The organism is Emticicia sp. W12TSBA100-4 (genome assembly GCF_040253585.1).
GTDB lineage: Bacteria > Bacteroidota > Bacteroidia > Cytophagales > Spirosomataceae > Emticicia.
The window spans coordinates 305241-324274 of sequence record NZ_JBELAU010000007.1 but is presented as its reverse complement, the minus strand read 5'-3'; the positions used below and the strand labels follow the sequence as shown (position 1 = coordinate 324274).

Below are 19034 nucleotides of genomic sequence, written 5' to 3'. Positions count from 1 at the left end.
TCGATAGACGACGGACGACGGTTTTTGTTTATGATGGTGCAAAAATAGCGAATCTTGGGCATAAAAAAACCTTATAGGTTTGAAAAAACCTATAAGGTCTGTGAACGAATTAAAAATCAATTAGCATCAAAAATCTTTCCTGAACCTGAAATTCGTTGGCTGATGCGTGGATTTCCTCTAAACCATACACTTCCGCTTCCCGAAATAGTTACACCAAGTTTACTCAGTGCGGTGGTTTCACAACGTCCCGAACCACTTATCACGATGTCCGAATTATCAGCGTGCATTCCAAACGACTCAATTTTTCCACTTCCTGACACATCATAAATACCATTATAAGTATCTCCTTCCATGAAAATCAGTCCAGAACCACTCAAATCGGCTACTAAATCATTTTTCACATCTAAGGCTACATCAATCAAGCCGCTGCCCGACAAACGTAGATTCATGTTTTTCGAGAAAATCTTGTTATCGCTGATTACACGGCCACTTCCCGAAACAAAAATAGCGTTGATGTCAGGTACTTGTACATAGATTTTCACGTTGTGGCTGCTACGAAGACGGCCGTTATCATCTAAAATCAAGGTATTTCCGCTTACTCGGCTATAAACTAAATCAATGATATTACTTTCGGCAGTAATTTCAATGTCTTTCGTATTTCCTTGACGAACAATAACTTCGGCAGGAAAATACAATTCGATTTTATTGAAATATGCCATTCGACGGTATTCGGTCTGAACAATGCCACTTCCTTCGATGATGTTGTAGGTATTACAAGATGACAACCCAAATACTCCCAAAAGGATTGTGAAGATTACGATAATTGAACGTTTCATGATGATGATTCTATGTTAGCTTTTTATAAAAATTGTTGTCTTTGATGATAAGATGCTATAAGTTTGTAAGGAGTTGCTCGTTGATTTGTTAATGACAAGTTAACAGCATTTTTCCCTCATAATAATCAACCTTATTTATAAAATGAAGACACTTTGGGGTGTAGATTTAGGCGGTACGAAAATCGAAGGCGTGGTGATGAATGCCGAAAACAATGAAATTTTAGTAAGAAAAAGAATTCCGACCGAAGCCAGCAAAGGTTACGAACATATCATAAGTCAAGTCGTAAGATTGATTGATTCAATCAAAGAAGAAATAAACATCGCTCCAACTGCTATTGGTTTTAGTACACCAGGCACAACCGACCCAACTACGCAGACCATGAAAAACTGCAATACGACGTCGATGAATGGAAAGCCCATGAAAGCCGACCTTGCAAAAGCTCTCGGAGTGCCTGTTGAGTTGGCTAATGATGCCAATTGTTTTGCTCTGGCCGAGGCAACGATGGGAATTGTGAAGGATGTTTTACCCGATGCAAAAGTTGTTTTTGGCGTAATTCTCGGCACTGGTGTTGGTGGTGGCGTTATTGTAAATGGTCAAGTAATCAATGGAAGGCACGGAATTGGTGGAGAATGGGGACATAATTTCTTTGAAGAAGATGGTGTAATGTGCTATTGCGGGAAAACTGGTTGCAACGAAAATGTATTTTCTGGCCCAGCTTTGCAGCAATATTATAAGAAATTGAGCGGAAACGACCTAACAATGAAGGAAATCTACGAACTTCATCAAGCAGGAACTGACCTGCACGCAACTGCTACGCTCAATCATTTGATAAAATCTTTCGGACGTGCCATTTCTTCAATCGTCAATGTACTTGACCCCGATGCTATTGTAATTGGTGGTGGTGTAGGCAATATTGATATGATTTATGAGGCTTTTCCCAAAGAACTCAAAAACTGGATTTTCAATAACCGCAAAGTAGAAACGCTTTTCTTAAAACCAAAACTCGGCGATAGTGCAGGTGTTTTTGGTGCGATTGAGTTGGTTAGGGGGTATTGAGAAGGTTTATATTTACCACAGAGGCACATATTACACGAAGTTTCACGGAGAATAATCTATGAAAGTCTGTGGAATCCGTGCCTCTGTGGTGGCCGACGCTTGGTGGAAATACCTTTCTCACTTCCGCTTCAAAATCAAAGCAACGATTAGTGAAACAACCAAACCTACTGGCAAAATTTCCATATAAGTCAAGAATATTACTCCTAATGGATTTTTGTACATTTCTTTGTACGTTTCCATTTCGGCAGTTTGTGCCTTAATTTCTGCGGTACTTGCTCCATTTGCTTTAGCGGTTTCAATTGCTTGTGAACAAAATTTATCCATAAAATCAGGAATGAAAAAGTAATAGTCCACCAGCCACGTAATTACATACATTGATGAAGCAATAAGAGCAATTAAAAAACCGATTTGAAAGGCTTTACCAAACGAAATTACCCCAGCATTTTCTTTGTCTCTAAAATTTTTCACGCCCACAAAAACAAATGAAAATGCTAAAATCATGGCGGAATAACCCACCACCATACTGCCATTGAAATTGTTGTAAGCATAGCAGTAAGCCATTGAACAAAGCAGAAAAACTGAAATGATAAGCCCCGAAATTAGGCCGTTGGTAAGTATTATTTTTTTCATGTTGTTTGATTTGGTTTATGCCACAAATCTGAAAGTTTTAGCATAATTTCGAGTCATACTTTTGAGTGATTTTTATAAAAATTGGCTTTTTCATACTAAAGTACTAAGTCAATTATGCAATCAGACTCAATCTTTTTGCTTTTTCTACTGCTTGTGTACGGCGTTTTACATCCATTTTTTCAAATACTTTCGAGCTGTGAGTTTTGATAGTATTGAGCGAAACAAAAAGCCTTTCGGCAATTTCTTGATTGCTCAGTCCATCGGCCATTAGTTGCAAAACTTCGAGTTCACGCTTACTTATTCCAAGCTCATTCATCACTTCTTCATTGATGATAAAATCAGTATTTTTCGCCGTAATTTCCTTCTCAACAATCTGAGTTTCTACTTTGGGTTTTGTCAATTTTAGAGCGAGCCATATTCCTAAGCCTGTGAAAAGTAGGGCAATAAGTCCGACGTAGATTTCAAGAGTATGATTAATGATAATAAAGCGTAATTCAATCCATTTCAAAAAGAAAAGTAAGAAGGCAAGCGAGATTCCGTAGAGAATGGTGTCTCTATTTTTATTGATAAAATTCAAAATCATTTTCAGTTAAAAAAGAAATGGCACAAATATCATCGAAAGATAATAAATTGTGCCATAAAGTTGATGTTTGCTTAATCAAAAATAACGACCAATTTTTGGATGGTCAACAATCATTTTCTTAAGCTTTTGATTGTCTATACTTCCCTGAATGCTATAAATTACTTTTCCGTTTGGCTCAACCAAAAGCGTGTAAGGCAAAGCACCATTCCATTTTGGGTCGATGGCTTCGATGAGTTTATAAATATCTTCATCTTTAAAAATATAGTTTTTCACGCCCGAATGTTTTTCTTTTAGAAACTTCAAGGCTTTATCTTTTTTCTCCAATTTATCGGCCGAAACAGACACAAATTCAAAATCTCTTGCTCCGTACATTCTGTGAATATCCAAAAAATCAGGGTATTCCATCACACACGGCCCGCACCAAGTTGCCCATACATTTATCAAGCGAAGTTTATCCGAATCATCGTTTTTTACCAGTTTTTTGATGCCTTCGGTGTCCAATTCTTCGAGCGTAACGGGGCGAGATGTCCAGTTTTTCTCATTTTTTTCGTTGTACTCAGTTTTCCACGCCCATTTTATCGAACATCCGAAAGTTTTGGTTGTAGGTGTTGTCACTTCTTTTCCTGCCAAAACTTCGTCAATTGCTTTGCGTAAATCTTCGGCATTTGCTCCTTTGCTTGGCTTTTCGATGGCATCAAGACGACCATTGTATTTCAAAATACGCTGACTATCAAATACATACGCATGAGGGGTGGCCACTGGGCCATATTTTATCGAAACTGCCTCATTATCGCCATCGTAGAGATACGGAAAATTAAATTGTTTTTCCTTTGCTCTGATTTTCATATTATCAAAATCATCGTTAAGGTCGGTATAACCCAATTCTTCCAACAAAAGCCCATTTGGACTATTGGGCGAAATGGCTACCACCGCTACACCTTTGTTTTTGTAATCATCCACAATTTTCTTGATTCGGTCTTCATAGGCCTGTGCAGTTGGGCAGTGAGTACAAGTAAAAACGATAACGAGAACTTTTGCAGCCGCAAAATCTTTTAGAGAATAAAATTTGCCGTCATAATTTGGAAGTCGAAAATCGGGTGCTTTTGCTCCAATAGCCAATGTTGGCGTTTCTTGAGCAGGAATTGCTTGCGGACGAGCCACAAATTTGCTCTGTGCATGAGCAATCATGCCTATGCAAATCAATAAAAAAGTAAGGAAAGGTTTCATTTTGTAAGGTTGAATAGAGAAGATTAGTTTTATATTGGTAGCCAAATTTATGTAAAATTTCAATAAAATAACGATACTTTTTAAGAAATTATAGTAATCGTTTCGAGAATTAAACTAAATTTGTTATTTAATTATTCAACTCTATAATCAGACACATAATGAACTCAAATTTCTCTCGTCGTGATTTCGTGAAGGCTTCGGCAGCCGCAGTAGGCGGTATCTCGATGGCTTCTTTACCAATCGAAACATTCGCTAATTCTTCAGTTGAAGATACCATAAAAGTTGCCTTAATTGGCTGTGGTGGTCGTGGTACAGGAGCAGCTTTACAAGCACTTTCTGTAAAGCAAAACGTAAAACTTGTAGCAATGGCCGATGCTTTTCGTGACAGAATTGACTCAAGTTACCAAAACCTAACCAAAGGAAAAGTTAAAGACCGTGTAGATGTTTCGGAAGAGCGTAAATTTGTAGGCTTTGATGGCTACAAACAAGCAATCGCATTGGCCGATGTTGTGTTGCTTACAACACCTCCAGGTTTCCGCCCGATTCATTTTGAAGAAGCGGTTCGTCAAGGAAAGCACGTTTTCATGGAAAAACCAGTAGCTACCGATGCCCCAGGTATTCGTAGAGTTTTGGCAGCAGCTGAAGAATCGAAAAAGAAAAACTTGAAAGTAGTTGTGGGTTTACAACGCCATTATCAAAAATCATATCTTGAAACTTATAAAAAAGTAATTGACGAAGGTGCAATCGGCGACATCGTAGCGGCTCGTTGCTACTGGAATAATGATGGTGTTTGGGTAAATGAGCGTAAGCCTAACCAAACAGAAATGGAATACCAAATGCGTAACTGGTATTATTTTGTATGGCTCTGCGGCGACCACATCAATGAGCAACACATTCACAACATAGACGTAATTAACTGGTTTAAAGGTGGTTATCCAACAGAGGCACTCGGAATGGGTGGCCGTCAGGTACGCACAGATAAGAAATATGGTGAAATCTATGACCACCATAATGTAGAGTTTAAATATGCCGACGGTATGATTTTATCAAGTTCGTGTCGCCACCAACCTGGTACGGTTTCTGATGTTTCGGAGCATTTGATAGGAACAAAAGGCCGTGCAACTGAAGGTAGAATTTTTGACTTAAAAGGGAATAATATTTGGCGATATAAAGGTGAAGGCGATGGTGACCCTTATCAAGTTGAACACGATGTATTGTTTGATTGTATCGTAAACAATAAGCCAATCAATGATGCAGAAAGAGGTGCAATGAGTACGATGACCGCTATTATGGGTCGTATGGCTACTTATTCGGGGAAACGTGTGAAGTGGGAAGAGGCTCTAAATTCTGACATCAACCTTATGCCAGACGCTTATACTTGGGATACTTTGCCTAAAACTTTACCAGATAAAGATGGCTATTATCAAATTCCAATGCCAGGCAAAACGAGGGCGGTTTAATTTATAATTGATAATGAAAAATGGAGAATTGATAATGAAAAGTACACATTTTGTGATTACTCATTATTAATTCTCCATTTTCAATTTTACATTATCCATTACTTTACCAGTTCTCCACTCAAACGCATGATTTGTAGTTCAGAGATTTTGATATTATAACGAGCATTTGTAAGGCGATTCAAAGAAGTATTCAAGCTACGCTGTGCCTCGTTCAATTCTAAGATTGTTGAGCCACCCAACTTAAATTTCTCCAACGAAATCTTCAAATTTTCTTCGGCTACTTCGTTGTTTTCTTCTTCAAGTTTCAATAATTCCTTATCTGTTTGGTATTGATTGTATGCACGCATCAAATCTGCTTCCAATTGTACCCAAAGATTTTCTTCCTGCTTACGCAAAATATCTGTGTTGATTTTTGAAGTCTGAATCTGACGACGAACGATTTCACCATTGAAAATATTCCAAGTTGCTCCGAGACCAACGTTTAAACCAACGTTTTGGTTATATAAGAATAAACCCGCATTTGTTTTGCTCAATGAATAACCAAACGACGAATTGAGTGTTACTCTCGGAAGTTTTGCAGCTGCTACTTCTCTTTGAGTAATCAAACTTATATCGGTTGATTTACGTAAAGCTTGTAAACCTTTATTGGCAGCACGAGCTTGACTTTTGAGTTGCTCGGTTGTAGGGTCGAACATAATTCCTACTACTTCCTGCACATCAAAATCTTGGTCGGCAGGTCTAAGTAAAAGGTTGTTAAGCGTCACCTTCGCATTTTTTACCGCATTTTTGGCTTGAACTAATTGCGTATTTTGGGTATTTAACTCAGTTTTTGATTGTAAATAATCTAATTTTGAGCCTTTACCAAATTCCCAACGCTGTTGTGTAATCGTAAGACGTTCTTCGTAATATTTAATGATGGTCTGTAAAAAAGCCACCGTTTGTTTCTGACGCATCACTTCGTAATATGCCTGCATTACGCTCGCAACGGTATTTTCCATCATTTGACGAGTCTGTAATTGGCTTAATTGTCCTTGTCCTTTGAGGCGATCGAGAGTGGCGTACATTCTTTTTCCGTCATAAAGTACCCATGACATCGCCAAGTTTGTGGTTGGAGCAAGGCTTGTACCAAAACGATTGATTTCACTGCCGTTTGAGAGTTTTTGGCTTACTTCGTTGAATGCACTTCCAACGTTGGCATTCAAATCTACTCTTGGAAGCATTCCTGCATTTCCTTTGAAGACTTGCAATTCTGATGCTTCTTGCTGCATTTGGGCTACTTTTATATCGTAGCTTTTTTCAAGAGCAGTTCCAACGGCATTTTCGAGTGTTAATATTTCTTGGGCTTGTAAAACAGCAGGCAATAAAAATATGAACAGAAAGTATTTTTTCATGATTAAGAGTTTCAATCTATACGTAAGGGCGTATCGCATACGCCCTTACAACGAGTATTTGTGCTTGTAGGCGTATGCGATACGCCCTATGTTTTTATGCCATTTCAGCTTCGTGAGCAATTTCTTCGATTTGTTTCATACGCTCGAAATTTTTGTTACGAGATAAGAAAGTATAAATCGCTGGAATTACATATAATGTCAGAACCAATGAGAATAATAAACCACCCATGATTACGATACCCATCGCCATACGGCTTTTTCCTGCTGAGCCGAGAGCAAAGGCAATAGGTGCTGCACCTAAAACTGTGGCAAAACTCGTCATCAAGATTGGGCGGAAACGCATAGCCGCAGCCTCAATGGCTGCTTCTCTGATGCTCATGCCTTTTTCACGCAATTGATTCGCAAACTCTACAATCAAAATACCATTTTTAGTTACCAAGCCGATGAGCATGATCATACCAATTTGACTAAAAATATTGAGTGTTTGGTTGAAATACCATAATGAAAATACCGCTCCAGCAATCGCCAAAGGTACAGTAAGCATGATAATGAATGGGTCAACGAAACTCTCGAATTGTGCAGCCAAAATCAAATATACCAAAACCAAAGCCAATAAGAACATATAGAGAGTATTTGACGAACTTTCTGAGAAATCTCTTGAAGAACCTGCCAGAGCTGTTCGGATAACTTCATCGCCCATTTTATCTCTGATTTTGTCCATTGCCTTGATACCATCGCCAATCGTTTTTCCAGGTGCTAAACCAGCAGAAACTGTGGCACTCATGTAACGATTGAAGTGGTATAATTGTGGTGGACTACTTTCTTCGTTAATTTTTACAATATTGTCGAGTTGGATAATTTCGCCACGATTGTTTTTTACGTAAGTATTTTTCAAATCAAGAGGTTCGTCACGGTTTGCACGGTCAAATTGTCCGATAACTTGATATTGACGACCATTCATCGTAAAATATCCGAAACGCTGGCCAGCAAAAGCCAATTGCATCGACTGAGCTACGTCCGTTACTGAAACGCCCATACTTTTAGCTTTTTCACGGTCAATACTTACTTCGAGTTCGGGTTTATTAAACTTCAAGTTCAAATCCGATACCATGAAGGTTGGGTCTTTAGCCACTTCTTCCATAAACTTCGGTACATATTGACGAAGTTTCTCAAAATCAGGTGCTTGAATAACGTATTGTACTGGTAAACCTCCTCTTTTATCCAAAGAGATTGTTTCTTGTTGAAGCACAAACGCTCTTGCATCAGGCATTCTTTTGGTGATTTTACCTACTTGATCAGCAATTTGTTGCTGTGTGCGTTTTCTGTCCTGCGGGTCGTTAAGCACTAACCTCGTAAAACCTGTATTAGCTGCACCCGAACCCGAAAATCCTGGGGCTGTCATCGTTACAATTACATTTGCTTCTGGAACTGAATCACGGATTGTTTTTCCAAGTTTTTGAATATAGCTATCAGTAAACTCAAAAGAAGAACCTTCAGGAGCAGTGATTTGCAAACGCATGGCACTACGGTCATCGAGTGGAGCTAATTCTTGTTGAAGGTCTTTTCCGAAATACCAAGTCATACCAAAAGTGAGTAAAATCAACGGAATAGCAGCCCAACGGATATTCATAAAGCTCGTCAGACGAGTTCTATATCCTTCGATTACTCTTTCAAAGAATGGCTCGGTCATTTCGTAGAAACGACTATGTTTTTGATTTTTTCTTACTAAATAAGCATTCAACATTGGCGTAAGTGTCAATGAAACGAATGCAGAAATCAATACGGCAGTGGCCAATACGATACCGAATTCACGGAAAAGACGACCAACAAAACCTTCCATAAATATAACTGGTAAGAATACCGAAGCAAGCGTAATTGAAGTAGAAAGTACGGCAAACATGATTTCGTTTGCTCCTTTGATTGCCGCTTCAATCGGCTTCATGCCTTCTTCAATCTTTTTGTAGATATTTTCGGTAACTACAATACCATCATCAACAACCAAACCTGTTGCCAAAACAATAGCAAGAAGCGTAAGAACATTGACCGAGAAACCAAAAATATACATGAAGAAAAACGTACCAACAAGTGATACAGGAATATCAATCAATGGGCGAACAGCGATAATCCAGTCACGGAAGAACAAGAAAATAATGATAACAACCAAGCCGATGGCAATCAAGAGTGTCTCGCCTACTTCTTCAACAGATTTTTTAATGAAAGTAGTATTATCCGACATCAACTCCATTCGGTAATCTTTCGGAAGTTCTTTTTTGATTTCGTCTAAACGTTTTGTTACCTGTGCCGAAATATCCAAATAGTTTGCACCTGGTTGTGGCACGATTGCCAAACCAATCGAAGGAATACCATTGATACGCATCAACGTTTCTTCGTTTTCTGCTCCGAGTTCGGCATTACCAATATCTTTAAAACGAATGATTTTTTCGCCTACTGTCTTGACAATCAAGTTATTAAAATCTTCTTCGCCCTTGAATCGACCAATGGTTTTTACGGTTAATTCAGTATTATCACCCGCTAATTTCCCGCTTGGAAGCTCTACGTTTTCACGGTCAAGGGCTTGTTTTACATCTTGTGTTGTCACGCCCTGTGCCGCCAATTTATTTGGGTCCATCCACAGACGCATTGAGAATTTTTTCTGTCCCCAAATCATTACTTGACTAATGCCCTGAATGGTTTGTAGGCGTTGAGCAACTACGTTTTCAGCATAATCGCTGATTTCCATGTGGCTTCTGATGTCCGACTGCAAAAGCATACTCATGATTGGGTCAGAGTTGGCATCTGCTTTTGAAACCGTTGGCGGGCCGTCAATGTCTTGTGGAAGCTGACGCACTGCACTCGAAACTTTATCACGCACGTCGTTGGCGGCAGTTTCCATATCTACACCGATTTCAAATTCGATGGTAATTTGGCTCGAACCATTGTTCGAAGACGAGTTAATGGATTTTATACCCTCAATGGCATTTAATGCCTTTTCGAGAGGTTCGGTAATCTGCGACTCAATAATATCGGAGTTAGCACCAACGTAATTGGTACGCACCGAAACAACAGGCGGGTCGATGGATGGATACTCACGTACACCCAAGAAAGTATAGCCAATTGCTCCAAACAAAATGATGAGTAGGTTCATCACGATGGCTAATACTGGACGTTTGATAGAGATGGTTGAGATTGACATGTTTGTCGATGGTCAATGGTCAAAAGACCGTAATTTTATTCGGTTTTGGCAATCTATTGAATAGTTATTGGTTATCTGTCATTGGAAATTTTGTTTAGTGAACTTAAAATTGCCCCTAACAAATAACCAGCAACCAATAAACTATTTATTTGCTCCTTTAACTTTCACTGGGGCATCTTTTTTCAATGCCATAATACCTGAAACAATGAGTGAATCGCCCGTTCTTAGTCCGCTCGTAACCTGAATTTTCTTGTCGTTACGCACGCCCGTTTCAATCATTACTTCGTCAGCTTTTCCATTACGAACTACATACACTTTTTTACCTTTCAAAACTGGCACAACAGCTTCAGTCGGAATCATAATTGCTTGAGCAATATCTAAATCTACCGAAACTCTCACGAACATACCAGGCACGAGTCTATCGGCTGGATTTTTAGCTAAAGCTCTGAGTTTTAAAGTACGAAGATTTGGGTCGATTTTTGGGTCGATAGCCACTACATTAGCATAGTGTGCTTCTGGTTGCCCTTCAACTTCAAACTTTACGTTTCTGCCTACTCTGATGAGCGTAGAATATTTTTCTGGAATTGAAAAATCAACTTTTACAGGGTTTGTCTGTACGAGTGTTGCCAAACTTGTAGTTGGCGTCACATACGCACCTTGACTGACGTTTTTCAAACCAATTTTTCCAGCAAATGGAGCTTTCAAAACTGTTTTTTCGAGATTTGCCTCAATGAGCTCTTTGTCGGCGTTGAGGGTATTAATTTTATTAGCCGTAATCTCGTATTCTTCTTTGCTAATAGCGTTGATGTCCAATAATTTCTTCTGACGAGCTTCGGTTTGTTTGGCCAATTCTATCTCGAAATTGAGTTTTTTCAACTGTGCTTGAAGGTCAGTATCTTTAATTTTTGCAATTACTTGTCCTGCTGCCACTCGACTACCTTCTTTGATATTAAGTGTAAGAATACGGCCCGAAGCCTCAGCTCTCAACTCAATTTCTTCGTTCGGAAAAATCGTACCTGACGAAGTAATCACATTATCAAGGCTTTCGGTATTGACCACAAAAACATTTACGGCTACGGCAGGGCCGCCACCTTTCATGTCTTTACCTTTTTCGCCACCTTTTGCCCCCGACGGTGCTGCACCTGCTCCGCCTCCTGGACCTTTTTCGCCTAAATCAGGCTTTTTAAAGAAGAAAATTTTGCCAAGTACCAAGACCGCAACAACAGCAACAATAGTCAGAATCGTACGCATATTAAACTAATGATTAGAGGAGTATCTGTTTAGAAATTTAGATAAGTAATATAAAATAAACGCAAAAATATACTGAACTGTTACGATAATAAAAGTTTTTGTATTATTCCTATTAAATAATCGACATAAGGGGTGTTTTTAACGACTGTTAGCGTAGAAACAGGCAATTTGGGTGAGTTTTTGGAAACTAAAATTTCTGAGTCTAACTTTGTGGCTTTCAATAAAATACAACTTTATTTAGATGAAACAACTCTCCACTCTTCTGCTTTTTATTTTCATTTCAATTCGTGCTTTTGGGCAGCAGGCTACGATGCCTACACAATGTACTAATCCTGGCAATGGGATTTTGATTGGCGGAGGATTTAGTACTAACATAGAATACGGATGTACAGACGCACAAAATCCTGATGCAACTTTTCGTGTATTTAATGCAATATCCCCAAATGGAGATGAATTGATAAATCCTGTTTATATTTATGATTTAAAAGATGGGCAGGATATAACGAGATTTCCTCCACCACAAACTTCAATGACAGTATCAAAATCTGGTACTTATTGGATATTACAAGCTGGAAATTATAAAGGACAAGTTTATATCGCTTGTAAAGCTGTTGAAGTTATTCAACCGGAACAGCCTGATGTAAAGGTTTCTTCATGCGGTGATAAAAGCGTAACTGTCACATTTCTGAATACGCCTAAAAACCAGAAACATGGCAAGTATAGAATTTTATGGGGTGATGGTTTTCAGGAGATTATTTCAAAACCAAGTTTTCCATTTGATAATACTCATTCTTATTTAAATCCTCCTGTGGCAGCCCCCGCAATTGTTGCAATTTATACAAGAGGGAATAAAAATGAAATAGAAGTTTGCAATAGTAACCCTTACTGGATTAATTCAGTTGCAAAACCAATTATCAATGAATTAGAAGGTTTAAATGGTGGCGAAAGTGTTAAATTAACAGTATCATCAGGTTTAGATGGGCAAGAATATACTATTCAAAAAAAGACAGGTAAAGGTAATTGGACTGATACAGGTAAGAAAATTATAAGAAATAGTGGAATTTCATCTGCAACCCAAACAATTGAGGGTTTGAATAAAGACAGCCTTTATTGCTTTCGTTTGCAGCTCAAAGATGACTGTAATAGCGAGGTGCTATCAGATGAAATCTGTACAATGAAACTGAATGCGACATTTTTATCAGCAAATGAAACAAAATTAGAATGGAATATTCCCTCTGCAAATCTAAACCGTTATTTGATAAGCTATTTTAGTACTGGAGAGAAGCCAAACACTATTTCTACAACATCAACATCTCAAATACTTGATTTTTTAGATTGTAAAAAGAAATATAATTTTCAAGTAACTACTTTTAATGGTTCATCTCTTGCATCTTCTCAAGTAAGGGTAAAATCACCTCAAATTATAATAGACCCTTCTGCTATTAAAGAGTACCCTGCACCTGATAATATTTCGATAGTTTCAGTTGATGACTCAAGCAGAATAAGATTTAATATTTTAGAAATTCCGGTAATTAAAAGAAGCAAATACCTTTTTTACCGCTCGGTTAATGGCAATAATTTTGAAAAAATAGCAGAATCTTTTTCTAATTTTTACATGGATAAAGATGTTGATTTAGATAAAAATCAATATTGTTATGCCTTTAAGTATGAAAATGAATGTGGGATTCAATCGGCACTATCACTCAATAAGTCCTGTAATATTAAACTAAGTCTTGAAAATACGACCTTGAAATGGACTCCATTTAAATTGAATAATAATTCTTCAAATAAATCCGAATATTATGTGGAATCAATAGAAGAAGATTTTTATTTAGCAATTAACAAGACCGAAGATACTACAATTAATGTAAAAGCAAATATTGATTTAATTCTATTTAATAAGCCTAATTTAAAACCAAAATTTAGAGTTATAGGGGGAATAACGCAAAATTACTTGTTTAATGGTAATTTAATATCCTTTCCTATTCAAGTCTTCTCCAACACCGTAACCTACAACCCAGTCCTCAGCACCTCAAAAGAAGCCGATAGTTTTAAGATTTACCCCAATCCAAGCGAGGATTTTGTGCAGTTAAACTCAACTTTGCAACTAAAAACCGTCGAAATTGTAGATTTACAAGGTAAAGTTATCGAAAATCAAACCATTGAAAACGGTCAAATTTCGGTAAAACACTTACCCAAAGGCAAGTATATTTTGAGATTATACGGAAACGATAAAAAGCTGATTAGCAGCAAAACAATCATTAAAATGTGAGGTATCACAAAAAATACCTCACCCCAAATTCATAACCTTTTACGCCCAAGCCCGTAATCATGCCTTTGCATACACGAGTCAGATACGAATGATGGCGGAAAGCCTCACGGGTATGAATATTCGAGATGTGTACCTCAACGGCAGGTGTCTTTACGGCCGAAAGTGCATCAGCAATTGCCACCGAAGTATGCGTATATGCCCCCGCATTGATGACAATTCCTGCAAATTCGGTATCGCCATAGCCCACTTCGTGGATTTTATCAATGATTGCTCCCTCGTGGTTCGACTGAAAATAATGTAGTGTTACGTCAGGAAATATCGCCTTCAATTCTTCAAAATAAGCTTCAAAAGTCAGACTTCCATAAATATGTGGTTCACGTTTTCCAAGAAGATTAAGGTTTGGGCCGTTGATTATGATGATATTTTTCGACATAGTTTTTTGGTTAAAATCTTTGTTTCAAAATTGTTAGTTATTGTTGTAGATTGTTCAGAAACTATGCTCGACCTAACAACTTTGCAACTAAAACAACATTTAAAACTATTTTTACGAGATAAAAGACTTATTTTGCCGTAAAATTAACAGAATATCTTTTGAATTGGCCAATCTACATACAGCACTTTAAAAATTACTTACGCTTGGAGCGTTCGATGTCCGAGAACTCCATCGAAGCGTATGTGCGTGATGTGGAAAAACTCAGTCAATTTGCCGAAATCTCGAAGCACCAACCTAAGCCCGAAACCATCACCGAGCGTGATATTATGGATTTTCTGGAATACCTCAATGATTTCGGTCTTTCGGCTACTTCACAGGCACGTATTCTATCTGGCGTTAAGTCTTTTTACAAATACATGGCCATCGAAAACCTGATTCAGACCGACCCCACACATTTGATTGAATCGCCAAAAGTTGGCCGAAAACTGCCCGATACGCTGTCTTTTCCCGAAATCGAGCAGATGCTCGAAATGATTGATGTTTCAACGCCCGAAGGGACTCGTAACCGAGCCATTTTAGAGGTTTTGTATAGTTGCGGTATGCGGGTTTCGGAACTAATTGATTTAAAACTAACGAATTGCTATTTCGATATTGGTTTTGTACGAGTTTTCGGAAAAGGGCGAAAAGTAAGGTTGATTCCAATCGGCACGGATGCCATTAAATACACAAAAATATATCTTGAAAGTATTAGAAATCACCAAGATATTAAAGAAGAAGCCGAAGACATTGTTTTCTTGAATCGTCGAGGAAAACAACTTTCGAGAGTAATGATTTTCTTGATAATCAAAGACTTAGCCGAGCGAGCAGGGATTCAGAAAAACATTTCGCCGCATACATTTCGTCATTCATTTGCTACACATCTCATTGAGGGTGGAGCTGATTTACGAGCTGTTCAAGAAATGCTCGGACATGAGTCAATTACGACAACAGAGATTTACACACACCTCGATAGAGTATTTTTAGAAGAAACCATGCGAAGTTTTCATCCGAGAGAAAATAGAAAGTCAACAGTTAACAATTATCAGTCAGCAGGTTCTAAATAAAGCTAATGGGAAATAAAAAGAAGATTCCAATGAAAAAGATTATCTTTAGTCTGAATCTTTTCATTCATCAATCGTAATTCGTAAATCTACATTATGTCAAATAAAATAATCACACTCACAGTCAATCCAGCGGTTGATAAAAGTACAAAGTTTTCGGGCTTAGTGGCCGAACAGAAAATTCGTTGCGAAAACCCTCATTTTGATGCTGGTGGTGGCGGAATCAATGTATCAAAAGCTATTGCACGTTTGGGCGGACAATCAAAAGCAGTTTTCACGGCAGGTGGTCCTACGGGCGATTTGTTACAAGATTTACTGAAGAAAGAAAATATTGATTTTCAGACAATTGCAACTAAAAACTGGACTCGTGAAAACTTTATTGCGGTCGATGTGCTGACCAATGCACAGTATCGTTTCGGAATGCCTGGGGCAGAAATTCTGCCCGAAGAAGCAAACGAAATTTTGAAACAAATTGAGGACCTAAAACCTGATTTCTTGGTAGCCAGCGGAAGCCTTTCGGCAGGTTTGGGCGACGATTTCTACGAAAAAGTAGCGGCAGTTTCTCGAAAAATTGGTTCAAAACTCGTCATTGATACTTCGGGCGAACCTCTCAAACAAGCGATTGATGAAGGTGTCTATTTACTAAAACCAAACGTTGGCGAACTGGCAAAACTGGTAGGCGTTGAAACCTTAGAAATCGATCAAGTTGATGAAGCTGCTCGTGAAATAATTGCCAAAGGTGGCTGCGAAATCGTAGTAGTTTCACTTGGGCCACAGGGGGCTGTTTTAGTAACTAAAGATATCCACGAGCACATTCCTGCTCCACCAGTTCAGAAAAAAAGCACCGTCGGTGCGGGCGACAGTATGGTTGGTGGCATGGTTTGGGCATTGTCAGAGGGTAAAAGTGTGCAAGAAATGCTCCGTTGGGGTGTGGCTTGTGGCTCGGCAGCAACCATGAACGAAGGCACGCAACTTTTCAAAACCGAAGATGCCAAAAGGCTTTTTGCTTGGCTGCAAAAATACAAGTAGAGCAAGTTTCCGAACCTGCTTAAATCAATATCAACCTTTTAAATATGAAAAAACTTTTTTTATTTTCAGCTATACTTTTAGTTATAAGTAGCAATATTTCAGCCCAAATCATTCACTCTCACAATGATTATGAACAGAAACAGCCATTTTTTGCGGCCTACGAATTGGGGTTTGATTCGATAGAAGCCGATTTATATCTAAAAGATGGCGAATTGTGCGTAGCTCACGACCTAAAAGATGTATCAACCGAGCGAACGCTCCGAAAATTGTATATTGAACCACTCTTTGCTAAAATTCAAGAAAATGGCGGTTATCCTTATCCTAATAAAAAGCCATTGCATTTACTGCTCGATTTGAAAAAGCAAGGCAAAGAAATCATGCAAGTGCTTGATTCACAGCTAAAACCTTACAAAAAAGAACTTCGCCACGTGAAAATATCTATCAGTGGTGATATGCCAAAGCCTGAGGAGTTTCAGAATTACGATAAGATGTTTTCGTTTGATGGTCGAAAAAGTTTGATTTATTCAAAGAAAGCATCCAAAAGAATATACATTGTCAGTGCGAGTTTTACCGACTTCGGGAAATATTGGGCAGGAAAAGAAGCTCTTTCGCAAGATACTGCCGATAAAATCAGTGTTTTTGTAAACGAAATGCACGCCAAAAACAAAAAAGTAAGGCTTTGGGGAACACCCAACACGAAGCTGGGATTTGAAACCCTCAAAGCCTTACAAGTCGATGTAATCGGCACTGATGATTTACCTTTACTCCGCAATTTTATTGATAGCTCAAAATAAGTCTCTATCAAGGAATATCTTTCGGTGGACGAGCAAAATAAGCTTCAATTTCTTCTTTTGATGGCTGTTTTACTGGTCGAACTACTCTAAAACCCAAAAATGGAGCATCTGTCAACCACCAATCAGACTTCGGAATTTGTGGGTCACGTTGTTTTAATTCGGGTGTTGAAGTTCGGCGAGAAGCACTACGCAATTTATCAGCATCATCGTCCCAATGCCCGCCACGAATAACGTGCGGATAATGATTGGTTGGTTTGATATAAGGATTGTTTGCCGCTTCAGGTTTACCATAAAAATCAGCAACATAAAGGTCAGAAGTCCATTCGGCTACATTTCCATACATATCATAAAGTCCCCAAGCATTGGGTTTTAGTTGCCCTGATTTTTTATATGCTCCATCGGAATTTTCAAAATACCACGCATATTCTTTCATTTTCGAGGCATCATCACCAAAATAAAACGTAGTTTTTGAACCAGCACGAGCGGCATATTCCCACTCAGCTTCGGTTGGGAGTCTATAAAAATGCCCCGTTTTTGCGTACAACCATTTACAGAATGAGCGAGCAGCAAACTGTGTGACATTACAAACAGGAAAACCACTTTCTTTGCCTTGCCCAAACGACATTTCGACGTAAGGCTGGGTCGGTCGTGCAACGGTACTGACACGAGTAGCTACTTCAGCAGTATTTTTTTCGTCTTTTACTTCGAGTTCTTTATTAAAATAGGCCTCGTACATTTCCCATGAAATTTCGTATTTTGCCATCCAAAAAGCATCAATTTTTACTTTGTGTTGCGGGCCTTCATCGGGTTTTCGGTCTTTTTCAGACTCTGGACTTCCCATCATAAATTCGCCTGCGGGAATCGGCTGCATATCCAAACCGTGTTGTAGGCCAGGAATATGCTCAGTGTAAGGTTTAAAGTCTTCGCTGCGAAAAGCTACGCAAGCAAAGAAAAGAAGGGAGATTGTGAGTTTTTTCAAGGTTGAATGAGTTTTTTTTACAAATATAGTTTAAGAATAGGCTAAGAGTAAAATGATTTCGTAGAAATTTCAATCCATTTGATAAATCAAGAATCGCAAAGTTTTTTATATCTTTATTCAAAATTTATCCCCAAATTGGAAACAGCCATCAGCATCTATCTTGAATCTTACAAGCAAGTTTGTAATCAAATTACTGACGAAGAACTTGCCTATATCAGTAAAGGTTTAACAATATCAGAGTTTAAGACTAAGCAATTTTACTTGAAAGCTGGGCAAATTCAAACCGCCATCGGCTATGTTGTAACTGGACTTATGCGATCGTTTTATATTGATGATAAGGGCAATGAAATTACGATTGGATTCATTAAGGAAAATGAATATTCAACCGATTATGGGGCTTTTATTAGACAAAAACCAAGCAAATACTATTTTCAATGCCTCGAACCGAGCGTAGTGGTCAATTTACCCTACACTGTGATGCAAGAGGGCTATCATTTATATAAGAATATCGAACGTTATGGGCGTTTAGTGACCGAAGAAGTTTTGGTGCAACAACAAAGCCGTTTGGAAAGTTTTTTATTTGAAAAAGCCGACGAACGTTACCTCAACTTTATTAAACGTCGTCCAGATGTTTTCAATCGCATTTCGCTTACTTATCTTTCTTCATATCTCGGAATCGAACGCCAATCGCTTAGTAGAATACGAAAAATGCTTAGTCAAAAATAAATTTCCTGACATTTTGTAACAAATGTGACAGCTAAATAAGTTTTAGATTTCAGTATTTTGCACAAGAAACATC

Annotated in this window: 16 protein-coding genes; 7 read left to right on the top strand and 9 right to left on the bottom strand. The window is 38.3% G+C overall.

The annotated features are described in order from the left end of the window. Positions 1-116: 116 nt before the first annotated feature. On the bottom strand, positions 117-836 hold the full coding sequence (locus tag ABR854_RS12205; RefSeq protein ID WP_350265682.1) for a head GIN domain-containing protein: 720 nt from the start codon (positions 834-836) through the stop codon (positions 117-119). Between the two features lie 142 nt (positions 837-978). Between ABR854_RS12205 and ABR854_RS12200 the strand changes: the two genes are divergently transcribed. Continuing rightward, positions 979-1893: an ROK family protein gene (locus ABR854_RS12200; RefSeq protein WP_350265681.1), complete on the top strand. Its 915-nt coding sequence runs from the start codon at positions 979-981 to the stop codon at positions 1891-1893. 117 nt (positions 1894-2010) lie between these two features. On the opposite strand, the gene ABR854_RS12195 is transcribed toward ABR854_RS12200, so the two are convergent. The 3 genes from ABR854_RS12195 to ABR854_RS12185 all read right to left on the bottom strand — a co-directional run bounded on the left by ABR854_RS12195 (position 2011) and on the right by ABR854_RS12185 (position 4333). Next, entirely contained in the window at positions 2011-2523 is a 513-nt protein-coding gene (locus tag ABR854_RS12195; protein WP_350265680.1) for a DUF4199 domain-containing protein, read from the bottom strand. A gap of 112 nt (positions 2524-2635) precedes the next feature. Then, a complete protein-coding gene (locus ABR854_RS12190) occupies positions 2636-3106 on the bottom strand; it encodes a response regulator transcription factor (RefSeq protein WP_350265679.1) in 471 nt (156 codons plus the stop codon). Positions 3107-3181: 75 nt separating this feature from the next. Then, positions 3182-4333 carry a redoxin domain-containing protein gene (locus ABR854_RS12185; protein WP_350265678.1) on the bottom strand — a complete coding sequence of 384 codons (1152 nt, stop codon included), beginning with the start codon at positions 4331-4333 and terminating at the stop codon, positions 3182-3184. Positions 4334-4491: 158 nt separating this feature from the next. Here ABR854_RS12185 and ABR854_RS12180 point away from each other — a divergent pair, with 158 nt between their 5' ends. Next, the gene (locus ABR854_RS12180; protein ID WP_350265677.1) at positions 4492-5793 is read left to right on the top strand and encodes a Gfo/Idh/MocA family oxidoreductase; all 1302 of its coding nucleotides are present in this window, start codon (positions 4492-4494) and stop codon (positions 5791-5793) included. A 98-nt stretch (positions 5794-5891) separates the two neighbouring features. Here the strand turns inward: ABR854_RS12180 and ABR854_RS12175 are convergent, their stop codons facing one another. The 3 genes from ABR854_RS12175 to ABR854_RS12165 form a co-directional block, all read right to left on the bottom strand. Continuing rightward, positions 5892-7184, bottom strand: a complete 1293-nt coding sequence (locus tag ABR854_RS12175; RefSeq protein ID WP_350265676.1) for a TolC family protein — start codon at positions 7182-7184, stop codon at positions 5892-5894. Between the two features lie 94 nt (positions 7185-7278). Beyond that, positions 7279-10377, bottom strand: coding sequence for an efflux RND transporter permease subunit (locus tag ABR854_RS12170; RefSeq protein WP_350265675.1), 3099 nt, complete (start codon positions 10375-10377; stop codon positions 7279-7281). Positions 10378-10518: 141 nt separating this feature from the next. Next, positions 10519-11628, bottom strand: coding sequence for an efflux RND transporter periplasmic adaptor subunit (locus ABR854_RS12165; RefSeq protein ID WP_350265674.1), 1110 nt, complete (start codon positions 11626-11628; stop codon positions 10519-10521). 241 nt (positions 11629-11869) lie between these two features. Between ABR854_RS12165 and ABR854_RS12160 the strand changes: the two genes are divergently transcribed. Further along, entirely contained in the window at positions 11870-13900 is a 2031-nt protein-coding gene (locus tag ABR854_RS12160) for a T9SS type A sorting domain-containing protein (protein ID WP_350265673.1), read from the top strand. A 4-nt stretch (positions 13901-13904) separates the two neighbouring features. On the opposite strand, the gene aroQ is transcribed toward ABR854_RS12160, so the two are convergent. Further along, positions 13905-14333, bottom strand: a complete 429-nt coding sequence (aroQ, locus tag ABR854_RS12155) for a type II 3-dehydroquinate dehydratase (protein ID WP_350265672.1) — start codon at positions 14331-14333, stop codon at positions 13905-13907. 158 nt (positions 14334-14491) lie between these two features. On the opposite strand from aroQ, the gene xerD reads away from it, so the two are divergent. The 3 genes from xerD (at position 14492) to ABR854_RS12140 (ending at position 17256) form a co-directional block, all read left to right on the top strand. Continuing rightward, a complete protein-coding gene (gene xerD, locus ABR854_RS12150) occupies positions 14492-15436 on the top strand; it encodes a site-specific tyrosine recombinase XerD (protein WP_350265671.1) in 945 nt (314 codons plus the stop codon). 93 nt (positions 15437-15529) lie between these two features. Then, the gene (locus ABR854_RS12145) at positions 15530-16462 is read left to right on the top strand and encodes a 1-phosphofructokinase family hexose kinase (RefSeq protein ID WP_350265670.1); all 933 of its coding nucleotides are present in this window, start codon (positions 15530-15532) and stop codon (positions 16460-16462) included. Between the two features lie 44 nt (positions 16463-16506). Further along, positions 16507-17256: a glycerophosphodiester phosphodiesterase family protein gene (locus ABR854_RS12140; protein WP_350265669.1), complete on the top strand. Its 750-nt coding sequence runs from the start codon at positions 16507-16509 to the stop codon at positions 17254-17256. A 7-nt stretch (positions 17257-17263) separates the two neighbouring features. On the opposite strand, the gene ABR854_RS12135 is transcribed toward ABR854_RS12140, so the two are convergent. After that, positions 17264-18235: a formylglycine-generating enzyme family protein gene (locus ABR854_RS12135; RefSeq protein WP_350265668.1), complete on the bottom strand. Its 972-nt coding sequence runs from the start codon at positions 18233-18235 to the stop codon at positions 17264-17266. A gap of 135 nt (positions 18236-18370) precedes the next feature. Between ABR854_RS12135 and ABR854_RS12130 the strand changes: the two genes are divergently transcribed. Next, positions 18371-18961, top strand: coding sequence for a Crp/Fnr family transcriptional regulator (locus ABR854_RS12130; RefSeq protein ID WP_350265667.1), 591 nt, complete (start codon positions 18371-18373; stop codon positions 18959-18961). Positions 18962-19034: the final 73 nt, after the last annotated feature.

What these genes read in the sequence shown, in the direction of transcription:
- ABR854_RS12205 (WP_350265682.1), bottom strand. Translation starts at nt 836, where the DNA reads ATGAAACGTTCAATTATCGTAATCTTCACAATCCTTTTGGGAGTATTT.
- ABR854_RS12200 (WP_350265681.1), top strand. Translation starts at nt 979, where the DNA reads ATGAAGACACTTTGGGGTGTAGATTTAGGCGGTACGAAAATCGAAGGC.
- ABR854_RS12195 (WP_350265680.1), bottom strand. Translation starts at nt 2,523, where the DNA reads ATGAAAAAAATAATACTTACCAACGGCCTAATTTCGGGGCTTATCATT.
- ABR854_RS12190 (WP_350265679.1), bottom strand. Translation starts at nt 3,106, where the DNA reads ATGATTTTGAATTTTATCAATAAAAATAGAGACACCATTCTCTACGGA.
- ABR854_RS12185 (WP_350265678.1), bottom strand. Translation starts at nt 4,333, where the DNA reads ATGAAACCTTTCCTTACTTTTTTATTGATTTGCATAGGCATGATTGCT.
- ABR854_RS12180 (WP_350265677.1), top strand. Translation starts at nt 4,492, where the DNA reads ATGAACTCAAATTTCTCTCGTCGTGATTTCGTGAAGGCTTCGGCAGCC.
- ABR854_RS12175 (WP_350265676.1), bottom strand. Translation starts at nt 7,184, where the DNA reads ATGAAAAAATACTTTCTGTTCATATTTTTATTGCCTGCTGTTTTACAA.
- ABR854_RS12170 (WP_350265675.1), bottom strand. Translation starts at nt 10,377, where the DNA reads ATGTCAATCTCAACCATCTCTATCAAACGTCCAGTATTAGCCATCGTG.
- ABR854_RS12165 (WP_350265674.1), bottom strand. Translation starts at nt 11,628, where the DNA reads ATGCGTACGATTCTGACTATTGTTGCTGTTGTTGCGGTCTTGGTACTT.
- ABR854_RS12160 (WP_350265673.1), top strand. Translation starts at nt 11,870, where the DNA reads ATGAAACAACTCTCCACTCTTCTGCTTTTTATTTTCATTTCAATTCGT.
- aroQ (WP_350265672.1), bottom strand. Translation starts at nt 14,333, where the DNA reads ATGTCGAAAAATATCATCATAATCAACGGCCCAAACCTTAATCTTCTT.
- ABR854_RS12145 (WP_350265670.1), top strand. Translation starts at nt 15,530, where the DNA reads ATGTCAAATAAAATAATCACACTCACAGTCAATCCAGCGGTTGATAAA.
- ABR854_RS12140 (WP_350265669.1), top strand. Translation starts at nt 16,507, where the DNA reads ATGAAAAAACTTTTTTTATTTTCAGCTATACTTTTAGTTATAAGTAGC.